Annotated in this window: 13 protein-coding genes, 1 tRNA gene and 1 pseudogene; 6 read left to right on the plus strand and 9 right to left on the minus strand. The window is 45.3% G+C overall.

The features are described from left to right. Positions 1-2: 2 nt before the first annotated feature. The 4 genes and pseudogenes from CRO25_RS10495 to CRO25_RS10510 all read right to left on the minus strand — a co-directional run. Positions 3-908 (minus strand): DUF4261 domain-containing protein, encoded by a 906-nt coding sequence (locus CRO25_RS10495; RefSeq protein WP_063564904.1) that lies wholly within the window; start codon positions 906-908, stop codon positions 3-5. A gap of 11 nt (positions 909-919) precedes the next feature. Beyond that, complete coding sequence (locus CRO25_RS10500) at positions 920-1,381, minus strand: DUF86 domain-containing protein (protein ID WP_063564905.1); 462 nt, start codon at positions 1,379-1,381, stop codon at positions 920-922. A gap of 173 nt (positions 1,382-1,554) precedes the next feature. Continuing rightward, complete coding sequence (locus tag CRO25_RS10505) at positions 1,555-1,842, minus strand: Dabb family protein (RefSeq protein WP_063564906.1); 288 nt, start codon at positions 1,840-1,842, stop codon at positions 1,555-1,557. Between the two features lie 285 nt (positions 1,843-2,127). Next, a pseudogene (locus CRO25_RS10510) lies at positions 2,128-2,520 on the minus strand (holin family protein); the annotation flags it as partial. A 438-nt stretch (positions 2,521-2,958) separates the two neighbouring features. On the opposite strand from CRO25_RS10510, the gene CRO25_RS10515 reads away from it, so the two are divergent. Continuing rightward, positions 2,959-3,555 (plus strand): helix-turn-helix transcriptional regulator, encoded by a 597-nt coding sequence (locus tag CRO25_RS10515; protein ID WP_024629188.1) that lies wholly within the window; start codon positions 2,959-2,961, stop codon positions 3,553-3,555. A 674-nt stretch (positions 3,556-4,229) separates the two neighbouring features. Here the strand turns inward: CRO25_RS10515 and CRO25_RS10520 are convergent. Further along, a complete protein-coding gene (locus CRO25_RS10520; protein WP_079694870.1) occupies positions 4,230-5,384 on the minus strand; it encodes a sn-glycerol-1-phosphate dehydrogenase in 1,155 nt (384 codons plus the stop codon). Positions 5,385-5,543: 159 nt separating this feature from the next. On the opposite strand from CRO25_RS10520, the gene CRO25_RS10525 reads away from it, so the two are divergent. Beyond that, a complete protein-coding gene (locus CRO25_RS10525) occupies positions 5,544-5,723 on the plus strand; it encodes a hypothetical protein (RefSeq protein ID WP_063564909.1) in 180 nt (59 codons plus the stop codon). Between the two features lie 59 nt (positions 5,724-5,782). Here the strand turns inward: CRO25_RS10525 and CRO25_RS10530 are convergent. Next, positions 5,783-5,866: transfer RNA gene (locus tag CRO25_RS10530), tRNA-Leu, on the minus strand. Positions 5,867-6,100: 234 nt separating this feature from the next. Here CRO25_RS10530 and CRO25_RS10535 point away from each other — a divergent pair. The 4 genes from CRO25_RS10535 to CRO25_RS10550 all read left to right on the plus strand — a co-directional run bounded on the left by CRO25_RS10535 (position 6,101) and on the right by CRO25_RS10550 (position 9,341). Next, a complete protein-coding gene (locus tag CRO25_RS10535; protein WP_079694871.1) occupies positions 6,101-7,288 on the plus strand; it encodes an adenosylhomocysteinase in 1,188 nt (395 codons plus the stop codon). A 40-nt stretch (positions 7,289-7,328) separates the two neighbouring features. Beyond that, positions 7,329-8,321, plus strand: coding sequence for a Gfo/Idh/MocA family protein (locus tag CRO25_RS10540; protein ID WP_079694872.1), 993 nt, complete (start codon positions 7,329-7,331; stop codon positions 8,319-8,321). Positions 8,322-8,378: 57 nt separating this feature from the next. After that, positions 8,379-8,774, plus strand: coding sequence for a DoxX family protein (locus CRO25_RS10545; RefSeq protein ID WP_079694873.1), 396 nt, complete (start codon positions 8,379-8,381; stop codon positions 8,772-8,774). A 207-nt stretch (positions 8,775-8,981) separates the two neighbouring features. Next, positions 8,982-9,341, plus strand: coding sequence for a helix-turn-helix domain-containing protein (locus CRO25_RS10550; protein WP_064639235.1), 360 nt, complete (start codon positions 8,982-8,984; stop codon positions 9,339-9,341). A gap of 77 nt (positions 9,342-9,418) precedes the next feature. Here CRO25_RS10550 and CRO25_RS10555 read toward each other — a convergent pair whose 3' ends face one another. The 3 genes from CRO25_RS10555 to CRO25_RS10565 all read right to left on the minus strand — a co-directional run bounded on the left by CRO25_RS10555 (position 9,419) and on the right by CRO25_RS10565 (position 13,005). Beyond that, complete coding sequence (locus tag CRO25_RS10555; protein WP_079694874.1) at positions 9,419-11,035, minus strand: sensor domain-containing diguanylate cyclase; 1,617 nt, start codon at positions 11,033-11,035, stop codon at positions 9,419-9,421. A gap of 180 nt (positions 11,036-11,215) precedes the next feature. Further along, positions 11,216-11,965 carry a spermidine synthase gene (locus CRO25_RS10560; protein ID WP_256863615.1) on the minus strand — a complete coding sequence of 250 codons (750 nt, stop codon included), beginning with the start codon at positions 11,963-11,965 and terminating at the stop codon, positions 11,216-11,218. A gap of 137 nt (positions 11,966-12,102) precedes the next feature. Next, the gene (locus CRO25_RS10565; protein WP_079694876.1) at positions 12,103-13,005 is read right to left on the minus strand and encodes a LysR family transcriptional regulator; all 903 of its coding nucleotides are present in this window, start codon (positions 13,003-13,005) and stop codon (positions 12,103-12,105) included. Positions 13,006-13,046: the final 41 nt, after the last annotated feature.

The following is a 13,046-nucleotide window of genomic DNA, read 5'->3' on the forward strand; positions in this document are numbered from 1 at the left end:
TCTCAGGTCTGCCGCGCCGGCTCAAGCGGAGCAGCAGCATGTTCATCACCCGGGTCCAGATCAATTACATATCGTCCTGGTGCAATCAACGCCGCCTGATGCTCACAACGCCAGCGTCGTCCGCCGGAAGATCCCAGCGTCTGTCCATCCTGTAGAACATCTCCCTGATCAAATATGTAATAGGCGGCACCCAGTAATGTCTGGGCTACCGTATCCGGATCGAGTCCAATAAAATGACACTGTACATCAGGCACACCAAGTGCTGACAAACCTACCGTGTCCATAACCAGCTGACGCTGTTCCTCCGTGCCCCCAGCCTGATACATGCGCACATTCATCGCAGCGTAGAGATGCTCCTCACGCTCCTGTGACAGCACATAGGCTTCTGGTTCAACTAATTTGTCACTTCCGTACCAGTATAACGCCTCACAAGGCAACACTTCCATGACAGCCTGAATCGTCTTTTGGAACAATTCGAGTCGTTGTTTGCGCGGCATGGCAGCAGTGAACATATCATGAAGTCGGATAGAATATTGGATCGTTTCCATAGCTTGTCCTGCTTCTGGCCAATGCCAGGCTTGCTGTAAAGCCCCTCCAAAGCGGGCACGATCTACAATTTCAGTAATGGGGAGCATGCAAGTCTGTGCTGGAATATTACCTTCCTGAAAAGAAACCTTATAATCCAGGTGGTAGAAAACCAGCATCTCAGGATTATGCTCCTCATTACCCTGCTTCACGTCAAGCCGGACTTGTCCGGTATGACGGCTCAGTGCATCATGCAAACGCCCCTGATCTATAACGGGACGTTCTTGAAATAACAGCTCAATCATATATACCGGATGAAACCCGGAAGGTATGTCATTCGTTTCATTATTTACTTCTCGAGCTTCTTTCCGTTCGTTCGTCATGCTGTTTCCCCTCATTCCTTGCTCTGTCCCTCGGCCTGTGCAGTCTGGAAAGGTCCGAGTTCTTTTTCCACATAGGTATTGACCTGATGGGAAAAATGTTCAAGCACGCCCGGCAAGTCACTGCTCAGCGGATGCAGTTCAGACCGCTCCCAGCTGTAATAGTCCTGAACGAGCGGCTTGCGCAACGATACGAGGCGACTAAGCACCTCATAGGTTGCATGATCAAAAACTTTCTCTTCGTGGTTAATTTCAATAATATCGTCATAACTGCTCGCATCACGCATGATGAAGCCATCAATGAGATAACTCCCAACATCCGTAACGATTTCAATCGCCAGATGAAGACAGCGTTCCTGTACCAGACCCAGCATGAGACTGCCATCCCAAGCTTGTGACGCGCGACGAAGACCTTCGGCCACCTCCGGTACGGCAGCAAGCCGGCGGGCAATCTGTTCTCTGTTTACGTAATACAATGTGTTCACTTCCCGTTCAGTGAATTATCGGTTCCTTTTTCCTCTTCGCTTCAGCCAAAATAACATCACAGGACAAGCGATCAGAAACACGACAAAAATATATAAAAATTCCATAACGTCTCTTAAATCGCTCATGCAGAGTCCCCTTTATCCAAAGTAGAATGAATAACAGATTAGATTTCGTAGTCCACTGCAATCGACTGCTCTCTGACCTCGTTCATATACTTGATGACTTCTTGATGCAGCGGATGCACCTGATATGCCTGAAGATCTTCCAGTGATGCAAATTCTGCCGTAAGTGAGATGTCAAAAGATCTGTCCGAACGAAGCACGTCGATACCCACTTCAAGCGAGACCAGAACATCAATTTTCCCTTGCAGATTGCGAAGAACATTCGCAGCCGCTTCGATACTTTCAGGAGAACGATCTTTCATTTTAAACAGAACAATATGTTTAATCATCAGACAAGCACCTCATTTTAAGTATAATAATTGGTATGATTGAATTTTCTTGTATCCAAAATATATCATAACGTCCTCTATTACGAAAGGATACTTGGAAACGTTCTCTTCAAAGACTATCTAATCGGGGCTGCTTTCATTCGCCTTGGATTTCTCCTGAGACATATTATCCGTCTGTTCACTTTGGTTTGTCTGTTTTTCCGGTACGACTTCTGCTGCTTGTTCTTTTGTCTCCTTATTCTCCACGTTTGGCTGTGGTTGAGGCCACTCCCTGTCAGACAATCCCTCCTGTTTTTTCAGCACCGCTATAGCCTGTCTGAGCTTGTCAGGCAATGGAAGCCCAATGCGGGCATAATTTTCGGTAATGGATATCAGCTCATTCACCAGATAAAAGTAGATGGCTCCCCCTTTAATGATGTCAGTTCCCATGAGCATGTCAATTCGGTGGGCAAGCAGAATAACCGTTAGCATGAGACCTTTGCGCGCGAGCCCCCAGAATCCAACATTACTATTCAATCCTTTTCCCGTTCTTACTGCCGCAGCGAGACCCGTAATATAATCCACAGCCATTGCAACCGCCAGCAAGCTAAGCAACTGATCCCATCCACCAAAAGCAAACGTCATGAACGCCCCTGAAATGGCAGCAAAGGTACTTACGGATGGACTCACGTTTCTCACCTCTCCCTCTCATTGATCTCCATACAAGATATGTAAGAATAAGAGATTTTGACAGTCCACATGCCTTGCTGAACACGCGGATTTCTAATTTCAGATTTGTGCACATTGGAAATGGGTTCCTTTAACGGGAATCGAATATTTATGGGTAAATCAGGGAAATAAACCGCATCATATCAACAAAAAATAGATAAAAGTACTAAAGTCTCACTAATAGGTAATTAGACTCATTTTATTTTTATTCATTATCTATTTGATCCCTTAAATTTAGTGAAACATTGTAATCTAGGAATATACTAGGATGTGAATTGCGTCTGGTCTAGTTCATAATTCCTCCTTTGTAGCGGATTCGCGCATCCACTCTTTTGAAACAGGTGCACCCGGCACTTGAAAGTACCCCCGTACTTATTGTAGTATTTGGTTAAAAAAATCGGAGGAAATATGCCTAATCAACCAGAACAACATTCCATCCAGGCGTGGTCTCTGATCAACCGTAAATATTTGGGAAAAGGCGTCCGTGTTAAACGATTCCGAAAACCGACACGCTGTCAAATCCGCAACCGTGTTCTTCTTGCCGTGCTGATGGCCAATGATATCAAGTTGTCTCAGCTCGCCGAAGATCTATCCATCTCTTCACGCAGCGTCAGCGCGTGGGTGTATGAAGGACGGATACCCGGCAGTACCAATTTGGACAAGGCATGCCAATTGCTCGGCTACCCGCGCCACATTCTTTTTAATGAAGAAGTGGTACGCAAAAGCCCTGTCATTTGTCAGCCCGAGCCTTCCCGCTTCATGAAGCGTACGGTGACCCGTTCTCCGGTTAGCAACCGTATTCTAACAGGCTTGTGTATGGTCCATGATTTGTCGGTGACAGATGTCAGCCACTGGATCGGGGTTCACCCCGGCACTTTCCGCAAATGGCTGCATCAGGGAACGCTGCCTTCTGCTGCGTTTCAGGAACAAGCGGAACAATTTTTCCGCATCCCGAAAACTATTTTGTTCGCAGATGTCATCTTGAAAGATCGCCACAATAACTAAATTAGCGAACAACCAAAAGGCTCTGTCCTCTCCCCATTGGGAAAGACAGAGCCTTTTTAAAATACACTTTCATCGTACAAATTTTATTAGGTTACCATTTCTCCAGTCGGGTGTACTCAGCATCGTCTCTCAGGGGCGATAAGCCGCCCTCTTGCCCTCCAAACAGCTTTGGATGCATCATTCCCTTCATTCCCAGTCACTCCTTAACCTGGGCCGGTACAGCGTGCTCTCTGAACGAGGCGAAAATCCCATTGTCGAAAGGCGCGGCGACTTATACCCATATATACCTCATCAATGCTAACCAACCAGTCCATTAAATCATGGATTATTTAAAGAAATAAAACTTCATCGTTAGCTTCATTTTCACATTATATTTGTACGAACAATTAAACCAACACTTTATATTAAGTACAAAAAAAGCCTTTCCCTTAAGGAAGTAGGCTTTAATTCAAACTCTAATTCAGCTCATATAACGTTTGGTTCAATCTATCCTTACCCCTTGTATGACCGTGTTTTTCAAAAATTCATGTGATTTTTTGCTATCGAATCAAGCACAAGCACCTCTAGCGTAAACAACAACACTTCCTTGTCTCGTACATTACAGGATTCACTCTTAATTTGTACGTACAACTAAATGCATAAGATAACACTTGTTCATATTATTTTTCCCATCCTTATTTCGAACCCACGTTTAGAGTCTCGTTGATATATTTCAGTCCCGTATAACGATCACGAAGCAAATGAGCTGTGTTGAAAGCATGTTCCACCATCTCCATGGATACACCTAGTTGTTCAGTCGTTGTAGGTCCCCCAACTTGATCAAGCCAAGCTATAAGCTGAGATGCATCCGGCAGATTATTGTATACATGGAATACCGGCTCGTCGGATTTTTGTGCAAGATCTTTGTATTTTACGGTAAGCAGTGCACAGGCCACTCCCACTTTGGCACCATGCAAAACAGGCTTGTGCCCTGACTCCATCAAATCCATCTCCCACCGATGAGACAGATGATGTTCTCCACCGGATGCCGGACGAGAATGATCAATGATTAGCATGGAAATGCCGGAAGCAATCAGCGCATCCATCAATACACTCACACCATCGGCCCGTCCTTCAGCGATACCTTGTACATGCTCCACACAGGTCGTTAGTGCTTCTTCTGTCATGCGATAAGCTACGGGGCAGAACGGTTCTCCACCCAGATCCCTGGAAACCACCCAGTCCGCCAGTGATGTATATTTACCAAGCATATCTCCGAATCCGGCTGCATTCATCTCTTGGGGGGCTTGCTCTAAAATATCGATGTCCGCAAAAATAGCTTTAGGCGGTACCGCCTGGAAAGTCTGTTTGACGCCGCTTACAATAAGAGGTGCACCCGCTGAGGTAAATCCGTCAACCGAAGCTGCTGTAGGCACTGACAGAAAGGGCTTGTTCATTTTGGAGCAAACAAATCGCACCAGATCATGAATGGTCCCTGAACCAGCAGCAATGATCGCCTGACTTTCTTGTTTCACACCGAGCAGTACCTGCACAATCCCGCCCTCATCGGCGATCACGTCCCCTGCTTTGTTCTCTGGCATGCATATCTCATCCACATGAACGCCTGCTTCTCGAATGTTCTTTACCACCTCGTATCCTGCTGCCGGACCTGTAAATCGATCATATACCACTGTTACATGTCTGTACCCTTGCTCGGACAAATAGCCAGGTAACCGCTGAACAGCTCCATGCTCCAGATAGACCTGCATTTGCACCAACCGATGATCATGCCCACAAGTACAATTTTGCGCTTCTTCGTTCCATACGGCAATTCGCTTGTTCATATTCATCCGCTTTTAACCTCCCTTAAGAAATATCATGCATAATTACATGGTTAAAACCACAAAATGAAAAAAGGAAATAAAATGTGAGTATTTTCCTGATCACACTTTACTTCCTGTATTAAAAATTTGCAAACCCCAAACTCACATTCCCAAGCAGGTGAACCTATGAAATTAACCAAAGAAATAGGAATTTCTCTCGGATTTCTCGCAGGAACGACATTTGGCAGCGGCATCGCCTTTTTGTTTCGCTTCCAGGCATATGAGGTGATGGCCAGCGTTGCGCTCTTTGGTATTGCTGGAGCGATTGCAGGCCTATGTGTGCAACAATTCATATTCAATAAATAAAAAACAAAAAAAGCTCGCGAATTGCCTTTAGAGCAATTTCGCGAGCTTTTTTTCTTCGATGCGGTCGAGAGGACTCGAACCTCCACGGGGGTTAGCCCACACGGACCTGAACCGTGCGCGTCTGCCAATTCCGCCACGACCGCATAATATGTATCTTCTCATCATGGATGAAAAGTACTCCGGTCAAGCAATCGCTTGTTTTACCGTAATTAAGAGTATACATGCTCTGAAATAAGTTTGCAATACCTTTTTTCCAAGCTGCAATGAATAGGACATATGTCCTTTTTTAACCCCATCAAACTCCCTATCGTAGACATTAAGCAGATCAAGTGTCCTGTTGGACACGCTATACCTTGCATAGAAAAGGGGAGTTTTGCATGACGATCAAGAACACAACACATGAACGTATTGAAGAAGGAAAACGCAACATTCACTGGACGGAGTTGCATATGCCCATGCTCGGCGAATTGAAATCTCAGTTTGCCAAAGAGCTGCCTTTTGCTGGTTTAACCATCGGTATATGTATTCATGTGGAGCCTAAAACAGCTGTATTATGCCGCACACTCCAAGCAGGTGGTGCCAACGTTGTATTGACTGGCAGCCCGGGTACAACCAAAGACGCCGTCGCAGCAGCTCTGCAAGAAGAAGGCATCACGGTATATGGTCAACGTGCAGACAGGCGCAATGAGCACCTGCAAAATATCCACAGTGTACTTCGTCACCAACCCCATCTCCTCATGGATAACGGAGCTGATCTGGCGCGTACGTTCATTCAACAGTATGATACTCATTCTCTGATTGGTGGTACGGAGGAGACAACGACCGGGGCCAATCTGCTGCGTGAAGAGACGGGTGAGAACATTCCTTTCCCGATCATTGTTATTAATGATAGTCCACTCAAACGAATCATGGAAAATGAACATGGTGTTGGACAGACCATTATTGAAGGTTTCATGCGTACTACAAACCTGATTCTGCCTACACGTCGTTTCGTCATCGTAGGTTATGGAACCTGCGGACGAGGCATTGCCAGATATTTGCGGAATCTGGGCAGCCAGGTCGTCGTTGTTGAAACCGATCCGATTGCTGGCCTGGAAGCGGCGCTGGATGGATTTAGAGTGGCACGATTGGAGGATACATTTACATTTGCCCAAGTGTACATTACTGTCACTGGCCGTTCTAACGCCATTCTGAAGGAACATTTTAATCAAATGAATGATGGAACGATCCTCGCCAATGCCGGACATTTTTCTTGGGAGATGGATCTGGAAAGTCTTCGTCAAGAGGCGGAGCATACAGAACAACTGACATCGGATATCGAACAATTTACATTAGCCAACGGACGTCGACTCATGTTACTTACTCAAGGCGAGATGCTGAACCTGGCTGGTGGCAGCGGCAACCCTGCCGAAACGATGGATCTGGGCTTGTCCCTGCAAGCCGCCTCCCTCCTATATCTTGTACAGCAACGCCAACATCTCACCCTCGGACCACAGCCGGTTCCTCATAGCGTTAACAACACTATCGCCGGACAGATGTTGAAGCATTTAAGTTACAAGATCTAGTCATTAAGAATGGTGATATGAATTTAAAGGAGAGGTCCATATGAGAAAAGCCAAACTTTGTTTTATCGGTGCAGGATTCCATGCATCCACGAATATATATCCATCTGCTGTTGAAGCAGGAGCAGACATTCAGGCCATCGCCACTCGCAGTATTGAACGGTCCGAGGCGGCTCTCCTTCGTTTTGGGAGCAGCGGGAAAGCCTATGACAATACTCAGCTGATGCTGCAGAATGAAGACTGTGACGGCGTCGTTGTTGTGGCGCAACCAGAGGATCAGACAGCACTTGCCCTTGAATGCATCTGGGCTGGCAAAAATGTATACGTGGATAAACCCCTCGGATGGAATGCTGCCGAAGCTGCTGCTGTGGCTGAAGCTGCCCAAAAGGCAGGTGTGGTTGTCATGGTTGGATTCATGAAACGATATGCGCCGGTCTACATTAAACTCAAGGAATTGATTGATAGTGGAACAATGGGCAAAGCACGTTCTTTCCAAATGAAATTCGCTGTAGACAGCACACCATTCTGCAAGGATGAAGAACAATTCATGAAGCTCGCCGCCATTCATATGGTCGATTTGATGCGTTTTCTGTTCGGGGAAGCCGCACAGGTCACAGGCACAACGGTTAAGGACGGAGAACATATTAACCAGAGCATTTCCCTGAAATTTGATCATGGTGTGGTGGGCAGTGCCTACTTTGTTGGCATGAGTGCATGGTCACGCGAAAGCGAAAGTGTACTAGTTACCTTTGACGACGGATTTGCGTTAGCAGATGAGATTAACACACTTACGGTTCATCAATCTCGTACAGGGGATAACCTCCCCTGGAAATCCCTTGAGGAGCAGGATACTGTTTTCACGCCTTCCGGCTCTCCCATGTCAGGGGCTTATCGTGATCTCTACTTACGAGGATTTGTTGGTGAGATGGCTCATTTTATGGAATGCTGCCAGAACAAATCTGATCCACATTCCAGTGGTAAGGATAATATTGAAACCATGGCGCTATGTGATACCATTCTGGCGTCGCTGATCTGACGTTCATACGATATAAGACCAATCATTTTATACAACTAGAGAAGAGGAAAGAAGCACATGTTAGACGCCGGATTACTTATCATTCGACTTGTTATTGGTTTCATTATGATGGGTCATGCATGCAAGAAACTGTTTGGCTGGTTTGGAGGAGAAGGCATATCAGGAACAGCCGAATTTTTCGGGGCGATTGGTCTGAGGCCCGCAAGAGTTATGGCTGTCTGTGGAGGCCTTATTGAGTTGATCGGCGGATTCCTGTTTGGGGCAGGTCTGTGGACTGGTTTTGCTGTCATTTTGCTCATCATCCCTATGGTTGTTGCCATAGCAAAAGTCCATGCAGGTAAAGGACTTTGGAATCTGAACGGAGGATTCGAGTACAATCTGGTTCTGCTTGGATCACTGATCGGTGTTGCACTTGCGGGTGCTGGAGCTTACTCCCTGGACACTTTATTCTAATCAAGCCTTTCATTCTTGAGAACCTCGATGTTTCGTGATACGAAACCGGGGTTCTTTGTTGTTTTATCTTCATGTAGATGTATGGGATGGGGTTTATAATCCAAGGGAGAAGTGATATGCTCATAGATGAATGATATGTACATTTATGTGCTGTAGTACTAAAATTGATACTATAAATAACCACCACGAACTGGAGGTGCAATTATAATGAGAAAAAACCCGGCCGATGGGTGCCCCTCGCCTTATGGCTGTTCCGTCGAAGTCACGCTGAGCGTCATTGGAGGCAAATGGAAAGGTGCGATTCTATATCACCTATTCTCCGGCTCGTTAAGATTCAACGAGATCAGAAAGTTATTCCCTGATATTACTCAGCGGATGTTAACTCTCCAATTAAGAGAGCTGGAAAGCAGCGGAATTGTTCACAGAGAAATCTATCCTCAGGTTCCACCCAAAGTGGAATATTCGCTTACACCGTTTGGAGAAACGCTACAGCCGATTATTTACAGCATGCGAGACTGGGGAGAACAGTATACAAATGAAGTCCAGGCCAGATCACAAGAGGTCTAAACAAAAGACAAAAGAAGCTATCCCTTTCTTCGATGGGATTAGCTTCTTTTGATTTCGAAATGAAAGATGAGTAAACCTTATTTTATGACCGTTTGAATGGTAATGGTACGATTACGCCCCTCTTCCTTGGCTTGATATAACGCATTATCCGCCAAATGGAACAACTCTGTCGCCGTTGTGGAATGCAGTGGATATTCGGCAATGCCTGCCGAAATCGTCACAGAACGATCAATGGGCAATATACTTTGTTCCACCGATACACGGATATGCTCGGCAATCTGATACGCTGTTTTGGACTCCGTATGTCGCAATAACACAACAAACTCCTCCCCGCCAAACCGGGAGCATACATCCTGCGTCCGAACCGACAGTTTAATGATATTGGCGATATGCTTCAGAACCTGATCCCCCGCATGATGCCCATACGTATCATTTATGGATTTGAAGCGATCAATATCCAATACCACAATGGAGAACGGTACTTCTTCATCAATCCACTGCTGAATGACTTCTTCAAATGTTCTACGATTGGTCATTCCGGTTAATACATCCGTTCTGGCATCATAGGTAAGCTGATCCTTCTGCTTTCGAAAATTCGCCAATGCAGTCAGCACGGTGCGTGTTAACAAGTCCGCTTCCCTGTTCCAATGCGGCTTCATTACAGGCAGATCTATTTTGCCCTGATCCACCTGGTTAACCAGGTCCGCAAGATAAACAAATGGACTAGCCAACTTGCGCGCTACACGAATAACGATAAGTGTCAGAATGATAAACGGGATTGAAGTGTACAGCAGCAACATGCGAATATGTTGATTCAGCTGATCGTATACCATCTGGGTTGGAGATACAACGACAACTCCCCAATCTGTTGCCGGGACCTTATAATAACCTGCGAGTGAATCCACACCCGCCAGATTCTTGTATTGTTCTTTGCCTGTCTGGTCGTTAAGCAATTTCTTCACAACTTGATTTTCGCTTAGATTTTCACCGATTCTTTCCGTATCCGGGTGAAACAACAACGTCCCTTTGGCATCAACAATAAAAAAATAAGAGCCATTACTGGTCTTCAGCTGACTGCCAAATGACAGGTTCAAGATGTTGTTTTCCTGTAGATAGATGCTCCCACTAATCAAACCTTCGAATTCACCTGATGGACTGAAGATCGGTTCACTCACAAAAACGATTCTTCGTTCCGAATACGGCGCACGATACGCTTCGGATATATAGGAAGACCTCGATTTAAACGCATTTTTCGCTGCATTAGAAGTTATAGGCTGTCCGAGGCTTTTTTTCAAATAAGGAGATGAACTCCGGATTATACCCGATGCATCGATCAGAGAAACCGAATTAAAATAATTACTGCTGTTTCGAATTAAATCCAGTGTGGAATCCAGTTTTTTGGTGTCATCATAGTCTATTTCCGGAAAATAGTTGGCTGAATACTTCAAACTGGTCTGCATGGATTGAAACAACGAGTCCAGTGTTTGGCTCATCTGCACGGCACTTGAAAAATTAAGTGAGAGCGTATTATCAATCAGCGATTGCTTCTGGGATGTATAAGACGAAATAAACATAATGGTCAATGTCATCAAAACAGCAATGGTGACCAATCCACTCAACAGAGCGGTAAGGCTGATTTTTTTGATCTCCCTTACTTTTCTTCTTAATCTGGATGTTTTATTATCTGCGATCATTATTGCTTCCCCCGGTTTTTCATGAAAAGGCATATTCCTTCTATCTTATACGAAAGTTGTTAAGAAGAAATAAATAGTTTGTGAAGTTCGAATAATTACATAGGAACATTGACGAATTAATGACAATTGATTACATGAAATGACAATTTTTTTCGGAATCTTCTGGATCTGTATTCGAGATTAAAATACATTTGAATCCAAAATAACATATCCCTCGCCAGGCTGCTGTTCTACAAACCCAGCCATATGACGCGTTTGAAATGAAATCGGTCCGTCACAACCGACCAAAATGCGATTTTGGACTTCATCAGCAGTTTCAGCTGGCAATGCAAATGAGCGCGTATAAGCGAAGTGTTCCTGTAACGTGGTATGAATCGCATTCACCAGTCTGTCATTGCCTGCACGCCCAAATACATTCAGCAATACGATACCACCAGAATGCAATTTGTCTTTTAGCATCGTGAAAAATGAGCTTGAAGTAAACTGTGCAGGTGTTCCCGCAGCCGTAAAAGCATCTACAATAATATAATGGTATGAGCCTGATGCCTCCTGCTCCAATAGTTCACGACCGTCACCAACCAACACATGATCTCCACTATATCCAAAGAAAGTTCTGCTGAGCTCAATGACTTCCGCATCGAGTTCGGCGACTTTTACTTGACGGTTAGACAAATAGCTTGATAAGGTTCCGATGCCGTGTCCAATTATAAAAACCGATTCATAATCGGGATTATTTCGTTCCATCAGGTGAACCATTGCTCTTGGATACTCCAGCACCATTCGGAATGGCTCGTCCAGATTCATTGCCCCCTGTACTGCTGCATCGGAGAATTCCAGCACACGAAATCGGCCCTTTTCCCCATACAGCTTGGAAGTATCATATATCGTCAACTCATGCTGTTCACTCTTATTTCGGTATAAAACTCGCACTGACCGTCCTCCCTTCGTACTATTACGCATCTGTTTCTATATTATACGGGAAGATAGTATTGTACCCTAGACCAGAATGATATAAACCAACAAAAAAACCGACTCCGTTGGAACGGAAACGGTTTTCCCATGACCATTTAGGACTGAATCGCCTCATGCAAAGCCTGAACATACTCCATACCCAGATTGGAAAGCGAAGCATTTTTGTGGCTGATCCAACCGACATTAATAGTCTCTTCACACTCCAGCGGGACGGGGATGATCTCATTCCCATTCAGGTCGGCACTAAGCACACCTGTCGAGATGGTGTATCCGTTTAAACCGATCAGTAGATTAAACAGCGTGGCCCGGTCGTTAACCTGTATGCTTTTGGGATGAGAAAGCGTGCTTAGGATCTCCTCTGAAAAATGGAAGGAGTTATATTCCCCCTGGTCAAAGGACAGGTAGGGATAATCCTGAAGCTGTTCAATCGCAACCGATTCCTGCTTCGCCAGCGGATTTTGCACACTGATAAAAATATGCGGCTTGGCAACAAACAGACTGTTAAACACCAGCCCCGCATCCTTAAGCAGCTTGTTAATTACCTTGGAATTGAATTCATTCAGATATAGAATGCCAATCTCGCTGCGCAGGCTTTTTACATCCTGGATAATCTCATACGTTTTCGTCTCCCGCAGAGCCAGTTCATATTCATCCTGTCCATACTGCTGCACCAGCTTCACGAAGGCATTCACTGCAAAAGCATAGTGCTGTGTGGAGACGGAGAAATGCTGCGGAGACGGCTTCGCATTCAAATAACGATTCTCCAGCAATTCCGCCTGCTCCACCACCTGGCGCGCATAACTTAGAAATTCCACGCCTTCTTTGGACAACGTAATTCCTTTATTTGTACGTTCAAAAATGGTAATCCGCAGTTCCTGCTCCAGATCCCGAATGGCATTCGACAGGCTGGGCTGGGAAATAAACAGCCGCTTGGCGGCTTCATTCATCGAGCCACGCGTGGCGACTTCAATCACATATTTTAGCTGTTGCAGCGTCAATGCATTATTCCCCTCTCTCTGGTGCGTTACTTGATCATACT

It is taken from the genome of Paenibacillus sp. RU5M (assembly GCF_900221055.1).
Classification (GTDB): domain Bacteria; phylum Bacillota; class Bacilli; order Paenibacillales; family Paenibacillaceae; genus Paenibacillus; species Paenibacillus marchantiae.

What these genes read in the sequence shown, in the direction of transcription:
- CRO25_RS10525 (WP_063564909.1), top strand. Translation starts at nt 5,544, where the DNA reads ATGAAATTAACCAAAGAAATAGGAATTTCTCTCGGATTTCTCGCAGGA.
- CRO25_RS10545 (WP_079694873.1), top strand. Translation starts at nt 8,379, where the DNA reads ATGTTAGACGCCGGATTACTTATCATTCGACTTGTTATTGGTTTCATT.
- CRO25_RS10540 (WP_079694872.1), top strand. Translation starts at nt 7,329, where the DNA reads ATGAGAAAAGCCAAACTTTGTTTTATCGGTGCAGGATTCCATGCATCC.
- CRO25_RS10495 (WP_063564904.1), bottom strand. Translation starts at nt 908, where the DNA reads ATGACGAACGAACGGAAAGAAGCTCGAGAAGTAAATAATGAAACGAAT.
- CRO25_RS10520 (WP_079694870.1), bottom strand. Translation starts at nt 5,384, where the DNA reads ATGAATATGAACAAGCGAATTGCCGTATGGAACGAAGAAGCGCAAAAT.
- CRO25_RS10550 (WP_064639235.1), top strand. Translation starts at nt 8,982, where the DNA reads ATGAGAAAAAACCCGGCCGATGGGTGCCCCTCGCCTTATGGCTGTTCC.
- CRO25_RS10555 (WP_079694874.1), bottom strand. Translation starts at nt 11,035, where the DNA reads ATGATCGCAGATAATAAAACATCCAGATTAAGAAGAAAAGTAAGGGAG.
- CRO25_RS10515 (WP_024629188.1), top strand. Translation starts at nt 2,959, where the DNA reads ATGCCTAATCAACCAGAACAACATTCCATCCAGGCGTGGTCTCTGATC.
- CRO25_RS10505 (WP_063564906.1), bottom strand. Translation starts at nt 1,842, where the DNA reads ATGATTAAACATATTGTTCTGTTTAAAATGAAAGATCGTTCTCCTGAA.
- CRO25_RS10535 (WP_079694871.1), top strand. Translation starts at nt 6,101, where the DNA reads ATGACGATCAAGAACACAACACATGAACGTATTGAAGAAGGAAAACGC.